The sequence below is a fragment of the Enterococcus wangshanyuanii genome (assembly GCF_002197645.1).
In the GTDB taxonomy this organism is placed as follows: Bacteria; Bacillota; Bacilli; order Lactobacillales; family Enterococcaceae; genus Enterococcus_L; species Enterococcus_L wangshanyuanii.
The window spans coordinates 1,856,931-1,882,616 of the sequence record NZ_CP021874.1; the positions used below are offsets into that span (position 1 = coordinate 1,856,931).

Consider the following 25,686-nt stretch of genomic DNA (forward strand, 5'->3'; position numbering starts at 1 on the left):
TGTCTATTATGCTAAAACGAGATTTTTTAGAAAAGCCTTTTGATTATATGAATGATATATTATTATTTTTATATAACAATCAAGGTATTGCAACAAAAAATGAGCTAGTAAGTGAATTTCAAATTAGCTTACCAACATTAAATGAATATCTTTCTTTCCTGCAAAGTTTTCTCGAAGAGAATAAAATAGATGATCAAGTGGAAATTACCTTACAAGGGGAAAATATTTCTTTAAAAAAACAAGCTACTTTTCCATTAAAGAAAGTTGTTGTTCTTTTTTTAGAAAAATCTATTAAATTTCAAATGATCAATCGATTATTCAATAAAGGCGAGCTGACTTGTGACTATTTTCAGCTGAATTATGCGATTAGTTCCGCCACGTATTATCGGAAAATCACTGAGCTCAATGAGCTTTTAAAAGAATTCCGACTACAGATCAAGCGGGGAAAACTGATTGGGGAAGAAAAACAAATTCGCTATTTCTTCTTCAACTTCTTTTGGTTCCTTTTCGAGGATAAATCCAGTTTAGAAAAAGAAACAGCAAATCAGTATCTGGGCTTTGTGGATATTTTAAAAGAAGCCCTTAATTTGACGTTTGATCCAACTGAAGTACTGCAGATCAAGCTGTGGATGAAAATTTCTTTCCGCAGATTAACGACAGAATACAATCCGGTGATTAGTCCGAACTATGATTATCCAGATCGACCCCTATTTGAAGAAATCAACCTTTCCTTACATACATATATGAAAAAAATCGATCGTCCATATACTATCTATGAAGCATACATGTTTTATGACTTCTTTTGTTCTATGAATAACTTTTCTCCAAACTCGTCTTTTGCTTTTCGATTGGCAGAAAAACAACGTAGAGAAAGTTCTTACTTGAATTACATGAATAAGGTGATTTTAAAATATTTAAAGCAACAAGGGTATCTATCCAGCTATGCGTCATCTGCACGTTTGTTATATATTGAAAACTTGCTGTTTCAACTTCACTCACAACTTTATTATTTTGATGGTTTCATTTTACCGTTCGACAGTTGGACGATCAAATCGATCGTCAATGCTCATCGGCATCCATTTTCTGGCAATGAAGTCTTTGAATTGATGGATATCGCTACAAAGAAGTTCGATCAAGATGGTGAAAAAGGCAGTTATAAAAATAAATTTACTGAAATTCATTACACGATTATTTTGAATCATATCGCTGAATTGAATGAAGAAAAAATAGCAATTGGCGTATACCACTCATTGAATCCTTCTATTGGCGAATTGGTGATCCAGCACCTGACTAACGTCTTAGGTCACAAATATCCAATCAAAGCAGAGGCATTTAAAGAGGAAAGTCACTATGATATACTGCTTTCTAATATATATACCGAAGTAATCGCTGAAAAACAGGAACTTGTTTATATTTTTTCAGATATCGGCAATAGTTATGATATGACAGAAATTGAACATTTAATTCTTCAACTGATCGATACACGCTAACCGATTACTTTTATATGCTACTCAATAGAGATTATAACAGAGAACGAAGTCTTTATGTTCTCTGTTTTCTTGTCGGGTACTAAATTAAATGAGAATATCTGATATCATTTAAAGAAAAAATCCAATTACTTTTCATTTTAAATAACATTTTTTCAAATTTACAAAAGTAAAAAAATAAAAAAGAACGATAGGAGCAGGCATGCTCAAGTCTATCGTTCTTTTTTTATTTTATCCAGCCAATAGTACTAAATGGCGCAAATCTGAAAGAAACGACTCCTTCGATAGCTTTTCCGTCAACTAGACCAAAAGCTCGACTATCGCTAGAATTGTTTCGATTATCTCCTAAAACAAAATAGTGACCTGTTGGAATTTTGTTTAATTGAGACATTTGTTCCAAACTTTCATCTGAAATATTGACTTTGATCGTTCCATCTGGCAATTCGCTGGCAGCAGACATTTCAGATTCTTTTGGTAAGGTCTCTGCCTGATGATTGATAAATAAGTCATTGCCTTCTGTCCAAACTAAATCTCCTGGCATTCCAATTACTCGTTTGACATATTGAAATTCACTTTTTACAGGTGGTTTGAAGGTAATGATCTCATATCTTTCTGGGATTTTGGTCCGACGAACGATCACTCGATCTTTATCCATCAAGGTTGGTTTCATTGAATCACCATCCACCATATGCGGGGATGTATTCAATATAAAAAAGAATACAAGTACTGCCACAAGTACGACAGGCAGCATAAATTTAATGATTTCAATTATATTCTCTTTTCTTTTTTTCTTTCTTCTTTTTTCAATTTCTTCTTTTGTTAATTTACGTTTTTTTCTTTTTTTCGGCGGTGTGACTCTTTCAGCGGAATCACTTTGTCTTATTTTAGGGTCTACAGCTTCTTTTTTTGGTTCCATTCTTGACTTTGGCTGTGGACGCTTCTTTCTTGGTTTAGATTGTTCTCTTAATTTATTGTCATTGTGCTTACGGCGATTATTCGCTGTTTTTTTCTCTTGATTCATTCTTTGTTTTAATTGTTTTTTCAGTCGACGAATGCGTCTTTTTAATTTATTCATGGTTCACCTCAATCGATACCGATTATACTCTTTATTAAGAATAACAGACTGTTGTCTATTTTTCCATATAAACCCAACTAACATTCTTTCATTCATTTTCGATGATCAAAAGTGGTAAAAAAATGGATGGAACAAAATGCTAAAAAGCTTTGCCCCATCCATAACATATTATCTACCGAATACTAATTCCTGTCCTTCAATCAGGACGCTGCTGCTAAGTTGATTTTCATTCATTAATGTTTGGATTGATAAACCTGAATCCTGAGCAATTTCCCACAGTGTCTGTCCACTTTTGACGACATATACTTCCGAATCCTGCACGTTACTTTCAGCAGTAGATTCTGCTGGAGGTTCCGTCGATACGGCAGTAGGCGTCGGCGCTTCTACTTTTGTTTCTGATGAAGCTGTTTCTGGAACAGAAGCAGGCGCTACAGGCTGACTATCCGCAGTAACTGGCGTACTTCCTCCTGGTGAGGCGCCTAAAATCAATGAACTAGATAAGAAGTAAATTGCTGTACTAAACAATAATGCTGAAAAAACCAATAACAAACGATAATTTTTAGTGCTATGTTTTTTCATATTGTTCCTCCTCTCACTTCATCTATATAGATTAGTTATTCGCTTTATCTAAACGTGATAACTTACTTAGACGTTCTTCTAATTCACGATAAATCGTCATCACTTCGTTCTTAGACTCTTCAACTTCATTTGAAATATTCTTCGCGCGGTTACCGATGTTCAGCATTTCTAATTCAGCAGAGTTGATCATGTGTTTTGCTTCAACTTGCGCTTCATTGATGATTCTATTTGCTTCTTTCTTCGCAGAAACCATTACTTCACCGATTTCTTGTTGTGATTTCAAAGCTTCTTCTTGAAGAGATTGGTTTTTCAATAGTAGATCGTTGATTTGCTGTTTCGCTTGTAGCAGTTCTGCAAGCTGGTCACCTTTTACTTCGCCAGTTGCTGACATGCTGCGCATTGCTTCTAATTCTGCATTTAAGGTTTCAAGCTCTTCTTCTTTTTCTTTGTAGTTGCTTCTTAAAACAGCTAATTCAGATTCAAACACATTCTTCTGGATAGAATATTTATCATTCAATCCTTGAATTTGACCTAGATTAGTTTCTAATTCACTTTTGTCTTTTAAGACTGCTTCTAATTCTTTTTTCAGTTCTTCAACGCGGCTGTTATCAACAGAAGAATCATTCGTTACTGCTAAAGAAATTTCTTTGTCTTTCAATTCTTGATTTTCTTGTTGTAAACGACGCATTTCTTCTTGAAGATCAGCAAGTTTTTGTGTCAATTCTTGATTTTCTTTATCAGTAGTTTGAAGTTTTTCATTCAATGATTCTAATTCCATCTTCACCGTCTCCAATGCTTCTTGTTTTTCTCCGATTGTTCCTCGGGCAGCTAATTCTGTTTGTAATTGGTTGATTTCTTGTTCTTTTTTAGTGATTTGTGTTTCTAATTCTGTTTCTTTTTCAAGTAATGCTGATTCTAGTTGAACGATACGTTCCTGACCTTTAGCATTCTCATCTTTCAGTTCACTGATTTGTGCATTTAAACGAGCGATTTCTTCTGCTCCGTCAGATGCTTCATTCACATCTTCTAATTCCAACAGTTCTGTTTCTTTTTGATTCAGCTGTGTTGCCAACTCATCATTTTGCTCTTTTAAAGCATCCAGCTCACTTTGATTGGTTTCAACTTTATGGGCTAATTGTTTGTTTTGTTGAGACAAGCGGAAGTTTTCTTCTTTACTTTGTTCAAATTCTTCTTCCTGCATTCTGTATTCTTCGATCAGCTCTCTCAAGCGTGTGATCTCTTGTTCCTGCTCTGTTATCAGACTGCTGTTTGCTGTCGTTCTAACGGTTGTTGGTTGTTGCTCTGGTTCTGAATTGAAGTCTACATCCTGCGATAATTCTTCTTCAGAAACCTCATTGATTTTTTTTATTAAACGTCTTTTTGCCATGCGTGTACACCCCGTCTTTTATTTCTCTTACTCTTACTTGTCTAATGCAACTTTTTCTAAATTGTCTTCTTTCGTATTTCTTGAATAAACAATAGATTGTTTGGATAGCTTGCTTGATTTATCTCGATATGTAAAGGTGAAATCAATCATTGTGATTTCTTTTACCGGCTGTAATTCTTTGATAAAGGTTTCAACATTTTTCTCTGCCGTTTGGAAATCACTATAAGTTAGTACTGTTGAAAAAACTGCAATAGTCATTGTTTCTGTTTTTTGACTGATCATGATCGCTACATTTGATTCTCCGAAAAAGGGTTGCCATTCTCTCATAAATTGAAGTTCATAGTTGTCTAATGTTTTTGCATCACGACTTTCTATAACTTTTTTCCAAGAAAACTCACCTAATTTCAGCGTATTTTCTTTATAGTTTTCGATCCCAGTGCCAGAAGTTACACCTCTGGCATCTGAAATTTCTTCTATCTTAAATTCTAAGTCCTTATTATCTTTTCTCAAAGTATTTTGATTATACAAGATACCTAACAAGATTAAACAAAAAATAATTGCTGCGATCATTAAAAATAATAGTGAACGATTATTTTCCTGATGCTTATAAAAATTTATCTTGCGTTTCATTTTTGGACTATCAGAATCTAAGCTTTCCAACTGGAAACGAACATACAACTGATAACTGAAAAAAAGAAACAATAGTACTGTTAATACAAACATAAAAATCGTCATCAAATATAAACTCCTTCTATTCCTTAATAAAAAAACACTATATTTATCTATTTTTTTGAAAGTTACCCACTTTCTACCCAATTATACATAGTTTATTGTAACATTACGTCGCGTTATTGCCAACTTTTTTTTATAAACTCTGACATTTGTCAATAAAACAAGAACCTATCTAGAAAATTTTAGTATTTCTTTATTAATTTAACAAAAGAAAAGCACTTGATCGACTTCAAATGCTTTTGCTTCTTTCATTTTATTTGTATTTTCGTTTACTATTGCCTACATGCTTAAAATAACAATTTATTTCAATGATTTTGACCTACGTTTATTCAGGTGCCCCATCTAAGTATCTACGTTCAACAAATGTGACTCTTATTTTATGTTTTCCATGAGAATGTCTGACATGCTCAGTGATATGTACCAAGATTTTCCTCTAGTTCCTCTTCATGAATTCCGACACTAACTCCTAGTGCGCGATCGACAGAATTCATGACCTCAATGCCTAAATGGCAAACTTTTTCTTTTAAACGTATTTTATCGATTGTTCGTATTTGCTCTAATAAGATTACAGAATCTCTTTCAATCCCAGTTTCTTCTGAATTGATCCCTATATGTGTTGGTAATTTTGGCTTCGCCATCTTTGCTGTGATTGCCGCAACTATGATGGTCGGACTAAAATGATTGCCTAAATTATTTTGTATGACTAGTACTGGACGTACTCCCCCTTGTTCTGATCCTACGACAGGGGATAAGTCTGCAAAATATATGTCACCCCTTTTGACCATTTGAAACCTCCTATTCTATTTATACTCCCTTGGCAAACGCTCAGAAAAAGTACATGCTACCTCATAATGGATCGTCTCCAACTTATCAGCCACCATCTGCATGGTAATTTCTTGACCATGATCGTGTCCGATCAATGTCACTGTTGTTCCAACTTCAACCTGTTTTGGTAGTCTGATCATACATTGATCCATACAAATTCTACCAACGATCTCACACTCTGCTCCTTCGACTAGTACCGAAAAACCTGTTAGATGCCGTAACCAGCCATCTGCATAGCCGATAGGGACCGTTCCAATCCATTCATTGTCTTTCGTTGTATATGTATTACCATATCCAATACCTTCCCCTGCCGGTAACTCCTTGACCTGGATCAACTCTGACACTAAAGACAATGCCGGCTTTAATGGGTAAACTTCTGTCAACTCATGACCTGATGGATTTAATCCGTATAATCCAATACCAAAACGAATCATGTTCCCAGTATGTTCCGGATGCCAAAACGCGGTGGCACTATTGCTGGTATGAACATATCTTGGTAATTCATCTAAAACAGCTAGAACTGATTTAAAGCGCTGCTCCTGTTTTTGAAAGTAGTCTATCTCTTTCTCATCAGCTGTTGAGAAGTGGGTAAATACTCCTTCCCACATCATACTATTTTCAGCCTTCACCACAGTTACTGCTTTTTTAACCGCTTCTGGTGAGGTAAATCCTATACGTCCCATTCCCGTATCTACTTTTATATGTATTTTCAATGGTGATTCTGTTTGCAAATGAACCAACTGTTCTTTCGCCTGCTCTAACCATTCTTGGGTTGCCGCAGTAACCGAGAGATCATACTTCAGCAGCAAGTCTATGTAAGAAGTATCCACAACCCCTAAAATAAGGATCGGTTCTGTAATACCAGCTTCACGTAATTCGATTGCTTCATCTAAAACAGCTACACAAAACCCGGTCGCGCCACCTTCAATAGCAGCTTTAGCGGTCTGAATCGCACCATGACCATAGCCGTTTGCTTTTACAACGGCGAATAGCTCTGTACCATCTGGGACTCGCTTGATTTCATTTCGAACATTTTGCTTTATTGCGTGTGTATCGATCACTAACTTGGTTGGACGATGCCATCCTACAACCATATGTATCCTTCTTTCTTTTATAGTCGAACAAAAAATGAAATAATGTTCATTGTTATTTACTTTTTTGTTGTGGCTATTTATTCAGTGGATGCTAAAATTATCTGAGCCACTGCGCTAGTTTCTGTATGTGAGATAGATACAAATACCTGACCATCATGGGGCGACTTCGTCACTTTAGGCGCGCCATTTTTTTCTTTCAAAATCTCAATATCCTGCAAGCCTACTGCTCCAATTCCTGTTCCCCAAGCTTTGGAAAAGGCTTCTTTACAAGCAAAACGGCCAGCTAGAAATTCAATTTGACGCTTGTGAGGCAGTTCTTCAAAAAGAGCTTGTTCTTTTTCAGTTAGAACCCGGTTCACAAAAGAAGACTTGCGTGTAATAATTTTTTCGATTCTTGAAAGTTCCACCATATCTATACCAATTCCTTTGATCATTCTTTCAAGCCCTCTTTTTATAATTTATAAATCACTCTTATTCTATCAAATTTTAGCAATTTTTCCACACAATAATTCAAAAATTAATAAAAAGATGCAACAAAGCTTAAACGCCTTGCTGCATCAGAACGAAAATTATTAAATGATCAAATAGAAATGGTTTATTTCTATATTTCAGCATTCGTAGTTTTATTATTTTGCATTATCTCTAATAACAAAGCTGCGTTTTTTGTCATTATGTCTTTTCGCTGAACGGTTGTCTTTATTTTTGTTGTAGCCTCCGTGATTACTGTTTCCACCACCACTTTTGTTGCCGCCACGGTAACCGCCATTTTTGTTACGGTTGCGATTGTTGCCGCCGCCACGGTTATTTTTGTTGAAGCCTTTTTTAGTTGAAGGTAATGGGCGTTCTGGTGTGATTTTTACTGGTACAGCATCAGACGGGTCTTTAGAGATTGTTTTTAGTAACAATGCTGCTAAGTCCTCAGCAGAATATTTTTCTAAAAGATTGGCAGCTGACGGTAAGTAATTTTCCAAACCGTTTTCTTCTAGCTTTTCTTCAACAGTCTCGATCGCAGCACCTAGCTGTCCTTTAAATGCTTCTTTTTCACTTGGTGGACGTAATGGTGTCATACGTTTTTTCGTTAAATCCTCAATGACATGTAAGTAGCCCATTTCGTTTGGCGTAACGAAAGTAACAGACATACCACCTTTACCAGCACGACCTGTACGGCCGATACGGTGAACATAGCTTTCAGGATCTTGCGGAATATCGTAGTTATAAACGTGGGTTACACCGGAAATATCTAATCCACGTGCAGCCACATCTGTTGCAACTAGTATATCTAAACTACCATTTTTAAATGAACGCAATACACTCATACGTTTTTGTTGAGATAAATCACCGTGAATACCTTCTGCTTTATAACCACGCGCCTCAAGCCCACGTGCCAATTCGTCTACACGACGTTTTGTACGACCAAAAACAATTGTCAATTCTGGTGTTTGTACATCTAATAAACGAGTCATGATATCAAATTTTTCAAAATCTTTTGAGCGTACGTAATATTGATCGATCAAGTCAGCAGTCATTTCTTTTGCTTTGATTTTTACGTGCTCAGGTTGTTTCATGAATTTAACGCCGATATTTTTGATTGCAGGCGGCATTGTTGCTGAGAATAATAACGTTTGACGCTCAGACGGGATTTTAGAGATGATTTTTTCGATATCTTCTAAAAAGCCCATATTCAGCATTTCGTCTGCTTCATCTAAAACAAGTGTTTCAATTGTTTCTAATTTTAAGGTACGGCGATTGATATGATCCAATAAACGTCCTGGTGTTCCGACAACGATATGTGGATTATCTTTCAGTCCACGGATTTGACGACCGATATCTGCGCCACCGTAAACTGCTTGAACGCGAATTTTTTTATCGCGGCCTAAACGGAAAAGCTCTTCTTGTGTTTGAATTGCTAGTTCACGTGTAGGAGCGATTACGATTCCTTGTAAGACACGGTTTGATGTATCGATCTTTTGCAGCATAGGCAAACCGAAAGCAGCTGTTTTACCAGTACCTGTTTGTGCCTGTCCAATAACGTCTTTTCCTTCGATTGCTAATGGGATCGTTTCTTCCTGGATAGGTGTTGCTTCTTCAAATCCTGAACGCTCGATTGCTGACAATAATTCTGGTGCTAAGCCTAGTTCTCTAAATTTCAAATGATATCCTCCTAATAAATGTTTGTTTCAGAAGAAATATTTCTTCCTTTGTTACAGGTGATTTGACTTTCACTGACGGGAAAATGTTCCTCCGCTTTGTAGACCTTCAACATAGGTCTATTTTATTTTCTGATCAGTGTTACCGAAAAATCCACCTTATGAAGCCAATGGCACTAGAAAAGCCAAACGACGTCGTTCAGCTTTTTTAATCTTTATTATAAATAGAATTTCTTCATATATAGAAGCGTATTCCATTACTTTACTTCGATCTTTCGGCAATAGGTTATTTTAGCATAGTTTTGCGTTTTCAGCAAGTTTTATGAAAGCTTGCTAACTTTTCATCAATTGTTCCACAACTTCATTTAAGCCCATACCATTACTTCCTTTTAGGACGACCATATCTTCGGCTTTTAGAAGCGATTGCAGCGTGTTGATCAAACGGTCTTTCTGCTCCTTAGTAAAGTAATGGATTTTATTTTCAGGATAGTTTTTCTTCAATGCGTTGTATAATGCTTTCATTTCAGTTCCATAAAGTAAAACTTCATCAATTTCCTGTGGATTCAAATGTTCACTGACAGAAGCATGCATCGCAGCAGAATCAGGACCTAATTCCAGCATATCTCCCAAAACGGCTACACGTTTTCCAGAAGTTGCCATTTGGCTGAAGCTATCTAAAACTAGCTTCATCGCAGTTGGATTCGCGTTATAAACGTCACTCAATATTTCAACAGATCGTTGATTTTTCAACCATTCTGTTCGATTTTTCGTTAACTTGAAGTTTGCTAAACCTGCTTGAATTTTTTCTTCTGCAAGACCGAACCATTGGCCAATACTAATAGCGATCAGAGCATTCCCAATATTATACTTACCTGGAACAGGTATCGTAAACAATGTATCGGAGCCTTTGATTTTAAACGTGCTTTGTTCTTTTTGTTCCGTGACGATTTCAGCTTGACAGTCTGCATCGTGCCAACCAAAGGTCTTGATCGTCTGAGGCAATCCATTGATCAAAGGTAATAATAACGGCTCTTCAGCTGGTATCAGCAACAAACCTGATTTATCTAAGCCTGCAGTGATTTCCATTTTTGCTTGGGCAATCCCAGCTCTTGACCCTAGATTTTCGATATGCGCTTCACCGATCATTGTGATCGCAGCAACTTCCGGCTGAGCTAATGTTGAGAGAAAATCAATTTCATGTGCATGATCCATACCCATCTCTAAAATCAGTTTTTCTGTTTCATCGGGCATATGTAAAATAGTATAAGGCAAACCGATGTCATTATTGTAATTCCCTTGTGTTTTATACGTCTTGAATTGCTGAGATAAAACAGCTTCTGTCATATCTTTTGTCGTTGTCTTTCCATTACTACCAGTCACAGCAATTACTGTTGGTGTCATCTTCTTTAAGTAGTAAACAGCCAGATTCTGCATTGCCTTTAGCGTATCAGAAACCTTAAGAAAAGGTAATTCAACAGGTACATCATCTGCTCTACTCCAAAAAGCAGCCCCTGCTCCTTTTTCTACGGCACTTGAGATGAATGAGTGTCCATCATTCGCTCCTTTTAAAGGAACAAATAAATTCCCCGCTGTAATCAAACGACTATCAAATTCAAGTCCTGTCAATTCAAAATCTGCCCATTGCTTCCAATCATTTTCTGCCTTGACAGCTTCTGCTGCCTCCCAAAAAGTTAGTTTCATTGATTTTTTTCCTTCCTGCAATTGCTTTCTTCACTATAAAAGGGCTGAGATAAGACGTCCAACGTTTTACCCCCTCCCTTTAAAGTTATTATCTTTCGTAAAAGCTTTGTCTTTGCTTAAAGCGGTTCAAAGCTAACTGGATCAATTCTTCGATCAAGTCATTATATTTCAAGCCCATATTCTCCCACAATAGCGGGTACATGCTAAATTCTGTGAATCCCGGCATTGTATTCAACTCATTCAAAAAGAGTTCATTTTTACTAGTCAAAAAGAAATCACATCGGCTTAACCCGCTGCCATCTAAGATCGTATAGGCCTTTTTAGCAAATTCCTGCGCTTTTTGGTGGACCTCTTCAGGAACTTCTGCTGGAATCTGCATAGTGATTTGATTGTCGATATATTTTGAATTATAGTCATAAAAATCAACATCTTTCACGATTTCTCCTGGCAAAGTCGTCCGCACATCTTCATTGCCTAAAATCGCTACTTCGATTTCACGTGCTTCGATCCCTTGTTCGACGATTGCTCTAGAGTCATAGCGGTATGCTTCTTCTAAAGCATTTTGTAATTCTTCGCGGTTTTCAGCTTTACTGATTCCCACACTTGAACCCATATTTGCCGGCTTCACAAAAACAGGATAGATCAATGAGCCTTCACATTGCTCAAAAACTTTTTTAGGATTTTCTTTCCAATTGCTCTTCAATACTGGTACAAAAGGAACTTGCGGAATTCCAGCTGTTTGCAGTAGATATTTAGTCATGATCTTATCCATTGCATTGGCACTAGCCAAGACACCCGCGCCGACATATGGCATTCCTATCGTCTCTAAAAAGCCTTGGATAGTTCCGTCTTCGCCATTTGGTCCGTGAAGTACCGGGAAAACGATCGTATCTTCTTCTTTGATTTCACAAGGTAAAATGACTTTTCCTGTGAACTCTCCCCATTTATCTACTTCACCACTGTCTGACCAAGTTAATTTCAGGACATCTTCACTCTCTGGCTTTTCTGAAAGTAATGGTCCTTTGACCCACTCGCCCGCTTTACTAATATAAACCAGTTGAACTTGATAGTAATTGTAATAAATCGCATTTAAAACAGAATAGGCAGATAATATTGAAACATCGTGCTCTTCACTTCTCCCACCGTATAGCAAAGTAATCTTCAAATGCTCTTCCTCCTAAAATTCTTCATATATTCATAGATTTAAAAAAACAGGCAAAACTGCTCTTTCATATTTTAGCATAAAACCCTCAACCCGAATAGAAACAAATAACGAAATAAATAAAAATAAGACATTTTTTCCCAATGCCTTATTCATTCCTTAAGTAACTTCTTCAAGCAGTGTGATCAATTTTTGTCTAAATGCCTCTCGATCTGTTTGAGTAAATGGTTTTGGCCCTTTCGTACGCCCACCGCTTTTACGAACCTTTGCACTAAAGTAACGCTGCTCCAACAGTCCGTCGATCGTCTCTGCTGTATATTCAGAGCCTCTTTGGTGCAACACACGTACACCTTTAGGCAAAACCAATGAAGCCAAACCATAATCTTGTGTCACTAATATATCTCCAGATTTGATCAATTGCACGATTTTATAATCTGCTGCATCTGCTCCTTTATCAACGTATGTAAAAGAAACATTTTTGGGATATTCTTTTAATGAATAATGATCGATACTTGTCACGATCACAACCTCGATCTCATACATCTGCGCAACCGATATTGCCATATCTTTCACTGGTGAGCCATCACCATCAATAAAAATTTTCATGGACTTTCCTTCTTTTTCATTAATTCAAATACCAGCTTGGATGACGTTTTAAGAAAGTAGCAACTTCAGCAAAAACAGCTTCTTTAACGATTTTATATAGTTCAGGATTTCTAATTTTTTTCTTGACTGCCCCTGTATACCTTGGACGTTTCAAGCGAATCGATAGCACTATATCGAAACGTTCAGGAAAATTTTCCGCGGTCAAATACTGCAGACGATTTGTTTCTTTCAAAAACTGATTAACTGCATCTACTGTTCCATCGATAAATCCATCTAAATGAGTCCCGCCGTCCGCAGGAAAATGGCCATTGACAAAGCTATCTTTGATACTTGTTGACCCATTTTTTGAAATGACTGCCTGAATCGTCACACCATCACTGACTGTATTGATCGAAAGAGGTGTACTGCCACGTGTAATACTATCATCCTTTTGAAAAATATATTCTTCCAGACCTTTTTTATAGTGAAAATAATTTTTCTGTTTCTTCCCGTCTGTCAGAGAAATCGTCAATCCACTGTTTAGCATCGCTAACTCCTGACAACGATTAAATAAAATAAAATAAGATAATTGCTTATCACCGAAAAAAGTTTCCGCAGGGGTAAACGCCAGCTCGATCCGCTGCCCCTCGTCCTCTGAAGGAATCAACGCTTTTTTGCTCAGCTCACCATTTTGATAGATTTGGATCGTACGCTTGCCTAATTTTTCCACACCAAAGCCCAACTGCTCGGATAAGGCGTTTACTACGGATAAAAATAGATAAGGCGGAGTATATTGTTCTTCCGGCTGTTTATTTAAAAGTAGGCCTTTTTTACTGAAAAAAGAAAAGATAAACTGTTTTTCTGATAATTCAATGGATAGTTCTGCCTGCTGTATATCTACGGCTAATTGCAATAGATGATCTAAAACCTGCAGTACCATACTTTCCAAACCAGTTGGACCAATTCCGCCAATGTACATACCTGGTCGTTTGCGAATACTATCTTTTAAAACATCATCGTTCAGAGCTTTCCAAATATTTTCATCGGTCATATCGATCTCCTCCTGTAGCCAGTTTTATTTTCATACGAACATGTTACGTCTCAACCGCACTCGCCTCCTAAGCATAACAATTTATCTGTTATCCGTAAATGGTTTCGCTATATTACTTTAGAGACTTATCATTTCTATCTTATTATAATGAAAAAAAGACTAGATTAAAAGAGCACCGTTCAGAACGAAATATCCGTTTTGAATGATGCTCTAAAATTTAATAAGTAGAAATGCTGTCCTTTACAATAAAGCCTTCCTCTTATCCTCAAATACTTCACTAACGGATCAGATCGACCGTTGGATGCTCCATGATATGTTTTACTTGTCTTCGTGTAGTCAATGGTACATCTCCTTGGATCGTATGGGCTAAAACACCATTTGCAGTTGCAAATGCCACACTTTCCTCTAGAGACCAATTTTCAACAACACCAAGCAAAATACCAGCTGCATAGCCATCTCCCGCACCAATTCGATCTAAATTGATGATTTCCCTTGGTTGTGCCCGAACTACTCTTTCAGAGTCAGCTAAAAATCCTGACAGATAATGCTTATCACCTTCATTTTGACGGAACGTTCCAGCAAAATGATCAATGCCATATTTAGCCATAAATTCATGAACGATCGCTTCAAACTGCTGTGAAGGTTCTAGTGACTCCGTCAATTCCATTCCTAACAAATCTGTCAAATCACGCTGACTGCCAAAAACTAGATCACAATAGGGTAAAATTTTCTCATAGTGTTCCCGCATGAATAAAACGCCATGCTTTTCATTTAAACTAGGACGGAAGTTAAAATCAAAACAGACTTTTACTCCTTTTTCATGTGCCTTTTTAGCTAAATCAAAAGCTGCATTTCGGGTGTCATCCGTCAAACTCAAGGCAATCCCGCAAATATGCACTAAGTCAATTTCTTCTATAAAAGAGGTGAACTCATAAGCAGCTGCATCACTTGTACCGAATGAGCTACTACGTCGATTCTGATAGGTGACTTGCGTTGGCCGGATCCCAAAACCCATCTCTGCAAAATAAGAGCCAATATGATCGCCAGAACTTCCGATCCAGTGATCTTGAATCCCTAATTGACGAATACTTGCTTTAGCCGCATCACCTAAACGATTATCCGGCAGATTTGTGATCAAGCTTGTTTGACAGCCAAAATGAGCTAAATTACTTAGAATATTGACCCCTGTACCGGTAAAATCCAAACGTAACTCTTTTGTTTGCTCCAACATTAAATATTCAGGCGGCGTTAAACGCATCATCACTTCACCAAAAGCTGCTATTCTCATTCTGTTTTTTGCCTACTTTCCAGCTTCACGAACTAGTACAGCACACAGTTTGAACCCTATCACATCTGCAACTAAACGTTTAAAATGTGAAGATAAGATAAAACTTGAATGAAGCTAAAAATACCTCATTCAAGTTTTCCGATTTTTCAATTAGTGTCGAACAAGTTCATTTCGCTCTTATTTTTTCAACGTATTTTTCATCATGCCTAATAAGTTCTTCACATCTTCTGGTTTAGTGTCACCAGTTTCTTGATCGATAATTGAGCTGTATACGTGAGGTATGATCTTTTTCACGCCTGCATCAACAGCGATTTGAACGATTTCTTCAAAGTTTTCTAAATCGATCCCGCCTGTCGGCTCTAAATAAAAGTCATATTTTGCACAGGCTTCTGCTACAGCTTTATATTCTTCAATGTGTGCTAAGCCTTTCATCGGGAAATACTTGATCGAGCTGCCGCCCATATCTTGAAGTAATTTGATCGCTGTTTCAATCGGTACTTCTCCTGCTGGCGCTTGTGAGCTTAGCGGACCTGTAGCGATATTCACCATCCCAACTTTCCCTGTTGGAGAGACTAAACCATTGACGATCGTGTCATTTTGACCTAATAACGCACGAGAAGTGCCCACTCCTGTAAAGACTTGATTGACGTGCTGCGGTTGTAATTCTGCTGAGATTCTGCTGACCATCTGACTTTGATTTGGATCACCTGCGCCTAGACCAACGGATAAAGCGTTGTTTGTTTCAGCCGCATATTTTTTCATATCTTCGATCGCTGCTTCATCTGTCGGATAGTTTTTTGATAATACACCTAGGATCACATGACCGTCTGCAGCTTCGTAGCATGCTTTGGCGTTTTCTACTGAATTTGCTAAGACATTTAAACAAATGCGGTCTTCTAAATAATTTGGGGTTAATGACATAGTTATTTCTCTCCTCTATATGGATAATTTAGTTCATGATCTCTGTTAAACGAGTCACGATTTTGTTCATTTCTGTTTCGTTGACCGAACGAATATCGAATTCGATGATCCCATTGTTGGCTTGATATTCACGGGTGTAAATAGCGGGACTTTCTGCTTTTAACGCTTGGATGACATCTTTTGCTGATTTGTCACCTGTTACTTTGATGCTTGCTCTGTAAATGTCCCTGCCTGCACCATCTTGAACGATACTTGCCTCGATATGATCTATTTGGTTCAAAGCTTCAATGAACGGCGTTAGTCGTGCTTGCATTGACTCACCGGATTCACTGCCGTTTCTCACATAATCTTCTACAGCTTGAGTGAAACCTAAGATATTGTCCTTACCGATCTTCATGGCACGACCAATGCCTTTGCCTTGCAGACGCAGCCAGTCGATATAGTCTTTTTTACCAATCACTAGACCAGCACTTGGGCCTTCAATGGCTTTGGCGCCGCTGTAGATCACTAGGTCAGCGCCAGCTTCGATATACTTGAACAAATCTTCCTCCGCCGCTGCATCAACGATCAATGGCAGTTTATGTTTTTGTGCGACTGTTGCCGCTTCTTTTACGCTCAACATACTTTTTTGGACAGTGTGATGACTTTTAATGTATAAAATCGCTGCTGTCTGCTCCGTGATCATCATTTCAATATGCTCTGGTGTACACATATTGGCATAGCCAGCTTCGACCACATGACCGCCGCCTTGTTCCACCATTACTTCAACAGGCGTACCATAATCGACATTATGCCCTTTGGGTAAAATGATTTCCCGTTTAGTCACTTTATCGGTATACGGATGATACGCATGATACACAGATCCTTCACCGATCAGCGCCGCCACACTTTGAGCGATGCCAGCTGAAGCAGAAGAGACGACCTGCGCATCTTCCACCTTCAATAGCTTAGCCAGATAAGCACCTGTCTGAATACTCAGCTCACTCATCTCAAAGAAATGTTCCCCGCCGAAACGTTGGGCAGCTAAGACATTTTCGGAAACTTTCGACACACCCAGAATGGTCATTTTTCCGGATGCATTGATGACTTCTTTTAGATTGAATTTTTCATAACTAATTGTCATAAACGGTGCCTCCAATGATTGTTTTTACCGGTGTGATCAATTCTTTTGCTTCTCGTGTAAAACCATTTGAATCAGTCAATATTTTTTGTCCCTCTTCAATCGTGAAAATCGTGATATCACCATCATAGCCTTCTCTTAATTGACCTTTTGTATCAAAATGAAAATTTTCAGCCGGTACAGCTGTGACTTTTTCAATGATCTCCGACCACTCATAGCCCACAACACGTAATTTTTCCATCGTCGTAGCTAAATCATAAACAGGACCATTTTCACGATTACGAATATAAATATCCGTACTGATTGAAGCAGCCTTCATTCCTTCTTTTAACGCTGTTTCTGCTACATGAAAATTGAAACTATCTGTTCCATGACCGATATCAAAGACAATCCCTTTCTCATAAGCGGCCCAGGCAAAATCTTTGATTTTATCACTTTCTTTGTCCAAAATACCATTTGGCTTGCCATTAAAGCAGTGAGTCAACACGTCGCCTTTAGTCATATGAGCTAAAATTTCATCTAATTCAGGCGGAGCTGAGCCAATATGCACCATCAGCGGCAGGCCATTATTTTCTTTTTGGATTTTTTTAGCCATCTCCAAAGGTGTGATGCCATTTTCACCAATCACAGTTTTACTCATTCTCGCTTTGATCCCCACCACAAAATCTGGTAATTCGGTCAGTGCTTTATGAACAAGTTCTTCCTTCACTTTGCTTAGATCAGCTAGTTCATCCTGCTCAACGATGCCCCATTTTGAGATGTTGACCAGTGCATAGACATTGGTTTTCGCTTGTTTGGCAAGATCATAAAACTCATGAATATTTTCAGCACCTGTCGTTCCGGCATCAATAACTGTCGTTACGCCTTTTTTCACACCGATTTCATCTGGAAAATCATAATATAAGGTCATCTTTTCAAAGCAATGAACATGATCATCGATCCAGCCTGCGGATACATATGTTTGTCCGTCCAGTTCAAGCTGTTCTTTACTGTCTGCTTCTATCTTTTCTGACACTTTTACTATTTTCCCGTTACTGATAGCTATTTCTATCGGATCACCATTGATCGTCAAGCCGTTTTTTATGATTAAGTCGTAACTCATTTTATCCCCTACTTTTCTATAAATCTAAATTTTGTCCAGGGTTTTACAAAATCCAATAACAACAATTCATCTTCTGTTATTTTCCCTACTTTATTTTTACGGTCATCGGTATGCGGCTGTAAAACGATCTGCAGTTCATTTTTGTACTTCCCAAACGCATCATTTCCGATGACAACATCACCGATTTGAAAGGCTTGTGTATTATCATGTGCTGGATTGGCTTCATTTTTATATTTTTTACGCACTTCAGTTGAGCGGACCACTTGATCGGTGATATCACCACGTCTAAAGTGCTGCTCAGTCAATGTAATCTCTTTTTCAACCGTACTAGCTTCTTTGGTAAATTCAATTGCCAATTCAAGCTGGTAGCGATTCAACTGACCTAATGCTTCTAATTCTTCATCAGATGCATACGCATTGCCGATGATCACATCATCGATCAATCCAGTAGCAAATAAGTGTTTTGCTTGTACTTCTACAGGTAAATGGCGGTGCATTTCAAGCGTTGGTAACCCATCATTTACATCCCATGGACCAATAACACCAGCTTGAGAATTGATGAAAGCAGCCGTCCGAATTCCCTGTTTTTTGAAACGAACACTACAACGCTCAAAGAAATCATATGGCAACGCGGTTCCTTCCTGCGGATAAAAATTATGACAGCCGTATAAAAATGGCACGTTTGCTTCATAAGTCAAAATATTATCTAAGTAAGCGACATCGTTACTCATATTCAATTCGATTGCCAAATCGAAAGGGTTGTACGTCAATTTTGCTTCTTTATTCCCATCAAAGCCAGCATCTAAACGAATCCCATCTGCTCCTGTTTCAGCAAAGAAAGTCAGGTCATCGTAAGAAATCTCTAATTCATCAAAAATATTCGGTGCAACATCCAGAATCGTTTCATAGCCCAATCCCTTTGCATAACCAATCAATGATTTGAATTTTTCTTTCACGACTTCTTTACCTTCTGTTACCTCCAGCATACTCATAAAAATCCGAGAAAATCCGCATTCACTTGCCTTCTTCAAATAAGCTTTGTCCTTTTCTATATCGCTATGGTCTGGATAAACTGATACACCTAACGCTCGTTTCATTACTGTTTCCTCCGCTCTAAGTACTTGCTCCTATTTAGTCTCTTACTTCCGTTTTTTCACTTTTTCTCTAATAGCCCAGCGCCAAAAGTTCTGTAGCGCCACGAAATAAGCGAGCCACATAAGATCGTCACTGTTCCTACCACAAAAATTGGAAAGCCACTAATAATCCCAATTATGACTGCTAGTAAAATCATTCCGATCGATCCCGCACACAAAGGCAGTAATCTCAGCTTCAGAACCTTTTTAGGCAGCCAGTTTTTTTCGATCATTATTTGACTTACAATGAAAAATGCAATAAACCAAATCATCATAATTAAACACCGAAGAGGGTAGTTTCCTTACTACCCTCCCTCTCTTTTTGATTAAACAGCTTCGTTTGCTTTTTGCTCCGCTGCTAGTTCTTCTGCTTCTTTATCTAGCTGTTGTTTTTCATATACTTTGAAGAACGGGTAGTAGATCGCCAAAGTAATCACGAAATTGACACAGACAAGCAGTGCTGCAGTAATGCTCCAATTCGTACTCATCCAAGCCGCGATCGGGGCTGGAAAAGCAAATCCCAGACGCGCCATCATCATCGGCACTACATTACTGATCGTTAAGAAATAAGAAAGTGTCGTAGTCACTAATGGTGCTACAATAAACGGAATCCCTAAAATCGGGTTCATCACGATCGGTGTTCCGAAAATGATCGGTTCATTGATATTGAAAATCCCTGGAAGGAAAGATAATCGACCTAAACTCTTCAAATATTTTGATTTAGAAAACATCATCAAAACAACTAATGCAAGCGTAGTTCCGGCGCCGCCGATCCAGATAAACCATTGTAAGAATTGCTCAGTGAAAATATTTGGTAAATTATTTGCGCTAACACCATTGGTAAAGGCATCGACGTTTTCTGCGATCGACATATCCCAAAACGGACGAATGACTGGACCCATAATTGCTGGTCCGTGAATCCCTAATACCCAGAAGAAACAAATTAAGAAGACCGTTAAAAGTCCGCCGAATAAACTATTACCTGCTAGAATCCCTTTAAGCGGCATTAAAATCGTACTTAAGAATCCATTTAAATCAAACCCTAGAATGTGACGAATCACCCAGAATAACATCAAAATCACTGCACCTGGAATCAATGCAATAAATGAATTTGATACTTCCGGCGGAACGCCTTCAGGCATTTTGATCGTAATATTTTTTACGATAAAGAAACGATAAATTTCGACAGAGATCAATGCTGTGACGATTGCTCCAAACAATGAAGCGGAGCCTAAGTTCGCTAAATTAATGTAGCGCCCTGCACTGATCACATCTGTCACATCTTCCATCACGCGTGTTGGCGGTGCAGCAGTGACCAAAAACGCCATCAAGGCAAGCAACCCGCAGCTTAATGAATCCAGCTTATAGCTTTTCGCTAATGCCGAAGCGATCCCAAATGTTGCATACAACGCTAAAATCCCCATCGTATATCTTGACGGAATATCCAATACTGGTAAATAAGGCGTGATAAACTTCGTATAAGCCTCGATCGGAATATTTTGAAATACAGTAAAGAAAGACCCCACAATCGTTAACGGCATCGTTGCGATCAATCCTTTTCTAATCGCCACCATATGCCGCTGTGAACCAAACTTATTGGCCACAGGCATCAAATGCTGCTCCATCCATAATACAAAACCATTCATTCCTTTTGTCCCCCGTTCAAAAAATTAGTATAAAATAAATCAAAATTATTTCACATTCATACTAACATAGTAACATTATAATGTAAACGGTTTTCAAAAGAAAAGTGCAACTATTTTTCTAACTAACTAGGTAAATCCACCGGGAAGATTGCACCAAAGATCATCGCACCTAAAATTGCGCCGCCGGCAATCGGTTTTTTCCAAACATAGAAAATCACTGCTCCGATGATCGAACCAATACCGATTGGTGCTGATGCACCACACGCACTGATGATGATCAATGGTCCTAAGAAACGGCCAGAAGCATTTCCAGCACCCATCATAACATCTGCACCAAAGGTTGAATTAGACTGATTGATCGTAAACTTACGAATCATGATGATGATACCGCCAATGATCAACCCAAGAACCATCCCAGTAAGTAATGACAAAGCAAAGTTCTCAACAGGTGCGGTAATATTCATACTTAGTAAAATCGCAGGAACACCGATCCCAACTCCTGTTAAAATTGCTCCGCCGATATCCAAGATCCCAACTAACGAACCTTCTAAAATTCGTGCAAATAAGAAACTAGCACCAAATGCTGCAGCCGCTCCGTAAGAGCCACCATCCATACCAGCTTTTAACATTGCAACGATCGCCACTTCATTAAACGCTCCTACGCCATGTTCGAAATACATATGCGTTCCGGCAAAGACACCTGCGGACAATAAACCAACTAAAATCGGGAACGACCAGTCCGCAAACCAAAAACTCTTTTTCTCTTCTAATCCTACGCCTACTGTTTCTTCCATTATATATCTCCTCTCCTTCTTACTTTATTAATTGCCGATGCTAAAGACATCATGCATATTTTGCAGCCAGCCTGGAATCTGTAAACGGAAACTTTCAATCATCTGCAAGTCAAAGCCGCGGAAAAAGCCACTTAAGACAAATAATAAAATGACTGCTGCCATCATGCTTTTTGTTACTTTGTTCCAGCCAATTTCATCAACGCCTTTACCGATCAAGATCCCCAAGACAACACCAGGAACGGCATTTCCCATGATCATTGTTGCTAAACCGCCAAAAATCGTTGCCCAAAGACCAGAACGTTTGCCAGCATCGATTGCAGCAAGCCAGAATAACACGGGCATCACTGTGTTGATCAAGAGATTTGCGGCAGGAACTAAAACAGCTACAGCCGTTACTTGTAATGATTCAGGAATTGCCGAAGCTGTTGTGTTTAAGAATGCAACAACCACCATTCCGACAAGCGCTCCTGAAATACCCATTTTCTTAGGGTTGTGCATTGTTTCAGCAACATTTTTATTTTTGACCAATAGTGCTGCTGCTGCCCAGTTGGGAATAACCCGGTGATCCACATCTTGTGTGAATGCCCCTGCACCTACAGTTGATGCCCAAGCATTGAAGAAGAAGCCTAATCCAAAAGAAAAATGACTAGCCGCATCTCCTTCACAGGCATTCATTTCACCTAAGGTTCTAAACGCCCCTAAACTTTGTGTACTTGGTGCATGAAACATTCTTGCCGCTCCAGCACCAGCAGCAAAGCCAACAACTCCTCCAATCAATAATGATTTGAGTAAAACAACTACTACATCCATTTAATTTGCCTCCTTATGCATTCTTTTACCTTTTCTAAAAGGAAGAGGAAGACCGTTTGGATCTGCAACTTTTTTCTCTGTAAATTGAACGGTATCCATTTCGATCAACGTGATCTCCACTGTTACATCCAGCAAAACACGATAATCAGCACGCCTTCTCGGCAGGAAGAAAAATAGAAAGCGTTCTGTAAAAGTTTCCTGCTCTGCTTTTATGATGTTGATATCCAGCGGCTCGATCCGTACGATCACATCATTTTTTTCTTTTAAAACTCGATTGTGGATTTGATTGAGCGCATTTGCAAAAGCAAGATTCTTTTCTTTCCCTGTTCCTTCAACCTGAATAATCCGCTGCTTTTTGACCGTTACTTGTTCCATCGTTGCTTCCTCCCCTAACTTTTTGCTGTAAACAACAGGTTCTATTAAGCGTTTTTCTTCAAATATGCTTCAACGATCCGTTTGCCCAATTCTTCTTGATCCATGAAACCAAAGCCTAAGACTGTTTTCCCATCATTGATTGCTGTGACACCTTCATCGATCGAACGCATCCCATGGCGTTCTGGGTAGCCGTATTTTGTCGCTGCTGTCAATGCTCCAGCACCACCACTTCCACAAAATGAAATGCCCAGATCCGCATTTTCCTGCTGCATCACATCGCCTAAACGCATGTCAGCACCCATTCCCGGAACGACAACCGCTTTTCCTCCAGCTGCTTCCACTCCTTTTGCTACATTTTGACCTTTTCCTAAACGATCTGCGATTACTACTGTTACCATAATTGATTCCTCCAATTTTTATGTTAATAACAGATAAACCTCATCCTTATAAAATAAGAACGTTTTTATCTTGCTTGTTTCTCTGATTTTTTATCCTTCATTTTGTCTGGCAGCTTCAAAATGGATGGATAATACATACATTTCATCCTGCGGTAAGTTACCAATATGCTGAACAACTTGGTCGGCAATTTCCAAGGCTTCGTTTGATACCTCTTCAAACATCGCAGGATCGACACCCGTCATTTTTTCATTTGTTTTAGAACGCTTGATCATTTCATTGACATGATTGATCAAAATCGTCCATTGTAAATCAGTTGGTTCAATTGCTTGTTCTTTCAACAACTCACTAATTTTTTCAAGTGAAGCACCCAACTCGACCCTATATGGACTCTCCTCGATTATTTTTTTTGCATCATCAGTTTCCCTCATGCATGCTACTCCTCTCGTATATAATTCAATAAAGCAGTGATTTCTGCTTGATTAACCATTAGATCATTTTTAGCAAAAATTTGTTCAATTTTCCCGACCAATTCCTGCTGTGCCAACAGCGTTTCTTTTACTATATTCCCTTCATTTTCGTACTGACTATCAAAGGTGATCCGATGAACCATCAACATCACATGGAGTAAAAATGCTTCTCTATATTCACAGGTCAGCTTTTCAGCAAAGGCTTTGAGCAATTCTTCATAAATGACATATATCCGCACTAAAATATCTCTGCTCTCTGCTTCGATTCCCTGTTTTTCTTTTACTTGATGACGCGGAATCAAACGTGGAACCTTTCCTGATTTTGTCTGCGTCAATATTTTATTGACTTCTTCTTGGATGCTATGAATGTCTGCCTCCGTTGGTAATGGGTTGACTTTGATAAAAGGACGATTCATACTTTCAATTGGAAAAATACTTAAAACGAGATCAGGATTTTTTTCCTCGATCACATCTACCGCATTCAAAACAGAAGCAAATCCAGCGATTTCGACATTCGCCACTTCTTCTAATATTTTTTGTTCGATCAAGCTCGTCACACCAAGACCTGTTGAACAAACATACACAATTCGGACAACATTGATTTCATGTTGATTTTTTTCATATGCAACTAAAAAGTGTAGTGCAATATAAGCAATAAAAGAGTCATTGATCAGTAATGCTGAACCAACGATGTCACTTTGACTTGCAAGTTGGATCGCTGAAAACAGCTGTGGATACTTGGCCTTGATATCATCAACAAAAGGATTGTACTCATTGATGTAGAGATGCTTTTTCGTTAAACGTAAGGATAAATGAGCAAAAAGATTTGTGAACAACTGCTGATCTCGATAAAAAGGAAAATTGATTTCTTCGGACACATCTTTGATCAATTCTTCGGTCAAACCAACAATGTCTTGACGGTTATTTGCCACAAAAACATCACTGTAAATATAAAAATATTCATCTGCCAACAAAGGCAATTCATAGTGGTCAAATACTTTTTTCATCAATAAAAACGGCAACTCTTGTTTTTGCTGCAGTATCTTTTGATTCGTCAGCATCTTGTACCCGCCCACTGTATGATGTAGCTGCATTCGTGACGCTGCAATTGCAACTCGCAATGTAATTGAAAGAATTTCAGCATAATTAAATTGATCGAATAAAGAAGGATCGATCAGATTCGTCATTTCTTTCAAAGCCACTTGGTAGATTTTTTGAAAAATCGTATTTACACCCACATGAACTTCCTGCATCTTTTTTTGCTGACCGGATTGAACAAAATAGCTCATGATTTGATAAATATCGTACTCTGTTATTTCTTTTTGAGTGATATATTCCATCAGCAGACGGATCTTACTTTCGTCTCCCATAATCGAAAACCCTTGACGGCTTTGCCTATTTAGTACGAGCCCATATGAAAGGACCAACTCTTCTACGCGGTCTAAATCACTAATGATCGTATTTCGACTCACTTGAATCTCCTCTGACAACTGTTGAGACGTCAGATATGCAGGTGCTAGTAATAAGCGAAAAATCAATTGATTGATTCTTAGTTCTTGGTCTGGATAAGTCTCAAAACGTTCAACCTCAATAATTTCGTTTTTCAACGTTAATCGTTCTGAGTCTGGGATATCTAACCAAATCCCTTTATTACGACGAGCATGCAGTTCAACCTTTTGTTCTTTAAACCATTCACGAACATTGTCTAAATCATATTTGATCGACCGCACACTAACTTGAAAAGTATCAGCTAATTCTTTAGTCGTCACACTTTCCTCTAAATCTAAAAGCATCAGTAAAATTTTT

Annotated in this window: 26 protein-coding genes; 1 reads left to right on the forward strand and 25 read right to left on the reverse strand. The window is 38.2% G+C overall.

Going from position 1 to position 25,686, the window contains the following annotated elements:
- Positions 1–8 precede the first annotated feature (8 nt).
- On the forward strand, positions 9–1,490 hold the full coding sequence (locus CC204_RS09005) for a helix-turn-helix domain-containing protein (protein ID WP_087641537.1): 1,482 nt from the start codon (positions 9–11) through the stop codon (positions 1,488–1,490).
- A 223-nt stretch (positions 1,491–1,713) separates the two neighbouring features.
- Here CC204_RS09005 and lepB read toward each other — a convergent pair whose 3' ends face one another.
- The 25 genes from lepB to CC204_RS09130 all read right to left on the reverse strand — a co-directional run bounded on the left by lepB (position 1,714) and on the right by CC204_RS09130 (position 25,673).
- On the reverse strand, positions 1,714–2,562 hold the full coding sequence (gene lepB, locus CC204_RS09010; RefSeq protein WP_088269882.1) for a signal peptidase I: 849 nt from the start codon (positions 2,560–2,562) through the stop codon (positions 1,714–1,716).
- A gap of 168 nt (positions 2,563–2,730) precedes the next feature.
- On the reverse strand, positions 2,731–3,141 hold the full coding sequence (locus CC204_RS09015) for a LysM peptidoglycan-binding domain-containing protein (RefSeq protein WP_087640869.1): 411 nt from the start codon (positions 3,139–3,141) through the stop codon (positions 2,731–2,733).
- A gap of 31 nt (positions 3,142–3,172) precedes the next feature.
- Positions 3,173–4,528, reverse strand: coding sequence for a coiled-coil domain-containing protein (locus CC204_RS09020; protein ID WP_088269883.1), 1,356 nt, complete (start codon positions 4,526–4,528; stop codon positions 3,173–3,175).
- A 33-nt stretch (positions 4,529–4,561) separates the two neighbouring features.
- Positions 4,562–5,263 (reverse strand): hypothetical protein, encoded by a 702-nt coding sequence (locus CC204_RS09025; protein WP_087640867.1) that lies wholly within the window; start codon positions 5,261–5,263, stop codon positions 4,562–4,564.
- A 404-nt stretch (positions 5,264–5,667) separates the two neighbouring features.
- The gene (locus CC204_RS09030) at positions 5,668–6,045 is read right to left on the reverse strand and encodes a type II toxin-antitoxin system PemK/MazF family toxin (protein WP_088269884.1); all 378 of its coding nucleotides are present in this window, start codon (positions 6,043–6,045) and stop codon (positions 5,668–5,670) included.
- Positions 6,046–6,060: 15 nt separating this feature from the next.
- Positions 6,061–7,179 carry an alanine racemase gene (gene alr / locus CC204_RS09035; protein WP_088269885.1) on the reverse strand — a complete coding sequence of 373 codons (1,119 nt, stop codon included), beginning with the start codon at positions 7,177–7,179 and terminating at the stop codon, positions 6,061–6,063.
- 77 nt (positions 7,180–7,256) lie between these two features.
- Positions 7,257–7,613 (reverse strand): holo-ACP synthase, encoded by a 357-nt coding sequence (gene acpS, locus CC204_RS09040; RefSeq protein WP_088269886.1) that lies wholly within the window; start codon positions 7,611–7,613, stop codon positions 7,257–7,259.
- Positions 7,614–7,805: 192 nt separating this feature from the next.
- Positions 7,806–9,329, reverse strand: a complete 1,524-nt coding sequence (cshA, locus tag CC204_RS09045; RefSeq protein WP_088269887.1) for a degradosome RNA helicase CshA — start codon at positions 9,327–9,329, stop codon at positions 7,806–7,808.
- Between the two features lie 330 nt (positions 9,330–9,659).
- Positions 9,660–11,027, reverse strand: coding sequence for a UDP-N-acetylmuramoyl-tripeptide--D-alanyl-D-alanine ligase (locus tag CC204_RS09050; protein ID WP_088269888.1), 1,368 nt, complete (start codon positions 11,025–11,027; stop codon positions 9,660–9,662).
- 88 nt (positions 11,028–11,115) lie between these two features.
- Positions 11,116–12,192 (reverse strand): D-alanine--D-alanine ligase, encoded by a 1,077-nt coding sequence (locus CC204_RS09055; RefSeq protein WP_088269889.1) that lies wholly within the window; start codon positions 12,190–12,192, stop codon positions 11,116–11,118.
- Between the two features lie 156 nt (positions 12,193–12,348).
- Positions 12,349–12,795: a YaiI/YqxD family protein gene (locus tag CC204_RS09060; RefSeq protein ID WP_088269890.1), complete on the reverse strand. Its 447-nt coding sequence runs from the start codon at positions 12,793–12,795 to the stop codon at positions 12,349–12,351.
- 19 nt (positions 12,796–12,814) lie between these two features.
- Positions 12,815–13,825: a hypothetical protein gene (locus tag CC204_RS09065; RefSeq protein ID WP_088269891.1), complete on the reverse strand. Its 1,011-nt coding sequence runs from the start codon at positions 13,823–13,825 to the stop codon at positions 12,815–12,817.
- Between the two features lie 277 nt (positions 13,826–14,102).
- A complete protein-coding gene (locus CC204_RS09070) occupies positions 14,103–15,113 on the reverse strand; it encodes a sugar kinase (protein ID WP_088269892.1) in 1,011 nt (336 codons plus the stop codon).
- Between the two features lie 177 nt (positions 15,114–15,290).
- Positions 15,291–16,034, reverse strand: a complete 744-nt coding sequence (gene dagF, locus CC204_RS09075; protein ID WP_088269893.1) for a 2-dehydro-3-deoxy-phosphogluconate aldolase — start codon at positions 16,032–16,034, stop codon at positions 15,291–15,293.
- Between the two features lie 28 nt (positions 16,035–16,062).
- Complete coding sequence (locus tag CC204_RS09080) at positions 16,063–17,157, reverse strand: DgaE family pyridoxal phosphate-dependent ammonia lyase (RefSeq protein WP_088269894.1); 1,095 nt, start codon at positions 17,155–17,157, stop codon at positions 16,063–16,065.
- Positions 17,147–18,256 carry an amidohydrolase/deacetylase family metallohydrolase gene (locus tag CC204_RS09085; RefSeq protein ID WP_088269895.1) on the reverse strand — a complete coding sequence of 370 codons (1,110 nt, stop codon included), beginning with the start codon at positions 18,254–18,256 and terminating at the stop codon, positions 17,147–17,149. The genes CC204_RS09080 and CC204_RS09085 overlap by 11 nt, the downstream gene beginning before the upstream one ends.
- An 8-nt stretch (positions 18,257–18,264) precedes the next feature.
- Complete coding sequence (locus tag CC204_RS09090) at positions 18,265–19,353, reverse strand: DUF871 domain-containing protein (protein WP_088269896.1); 1,089 nt, start codon at positions 19,351–19,353, stop codon at positions 18,265–18,267.
- Positions 19,354–19,409: 56 nt separating this feature from the next.
- Positions 19,410–19,664, reverse strand: coding sequence for a hypothetical protein (locus tag CC204_RS09095; protein ID WP_088269897.1), 255 nt, complete (start codon positions 19,662–19,664; stop codon positions 19,410–19,412).
- Between the two features lie 51 nt (positions 19,665–19,715).
- Entirely contained in the window at positions 19,716–21,035 is a 1,320-nt protein-coding gene (locus tag CC204_RS09100) for a PTS sugar transporter subunit IIC (protein ID WP_088269898.1), read from the reverse strand.
- Between the two features lie 122 nt (positions 21,036–21,157).
- Positions 21,158–21,829 (reverse strand): DUF4310 family protein, encoded by a 672-nt coding sequence (locus CC204_RS09105; RefSeq protein WP_088269899.1) that lies wholly within the window; start codon positions 21,827–21,829, stop codon positions 21,158–21,160.
- A gap of 27 nt (positions 21,830–21,856) precedes the next feature.
- The gene (locus tag CC204_RS09110; protein ID WP_088269900.1) at positions 21,857–22,639 is read right to left on the reverse strand and encodes a DUF4311 domain-containing protein; all 783 of its coding nucleotides are present in this window, start codon (positions 22,637–22,639) and stop codon (positions 21,857–21,859) included.
- Positions 22,640–23,014: a DUF4312 family protein gene (locus tag CC204_RS09115; RefSeq protein WP_088269901.1), complete on the reverse strand. Its 375-nt coding sequence runs from the start codon at positions 23,012–23,014 to the stop codon at positions 22,640–22,642.
- 44 nt (positions 23,015–23,058) lie between these two features.
- Positions 23,059–23,412: a glycine-rich SFCGS family protein gene (locus CC204_RS09120; RefSeq protein WP_088269902.1), complete on the reverse strand. Its 354-nt coding sequence runs from the start codon at positions 23,410–23,412 to the stop codon at positions 23,059–23,061.
- 90 nt (positions 23,413–23,502) lie between these two features.
- Positions 23,503–23,841: a PRD domain-containing protein gene (locus CC204_RS09125; RefSeq protein WP_088269903.1), complete on the reverse strand. Its 339-nt coding sequence runs from the start codon at positions 23,839–23,841 to the stop codon at positions 23,503–23,505.
- A gap of 5 nt (positions 23,842–23,846) precedes the next feature.
- The gene (locus tag CC204_RS09130) at positions 23,847–25,673 is read right to left on the reverse strand and encodes a BglG family transcription antiterminator (RefSeq protein ID WP_229677505.1); all 1,827 of its coding nucleotides are present in this window, start codon (positions 25,671–25,673) and stop codon (positions 23,847–23,849) included.
- Between the last annotated feature and the right edge of the window lie 13 nt (positions 25,674–25,686).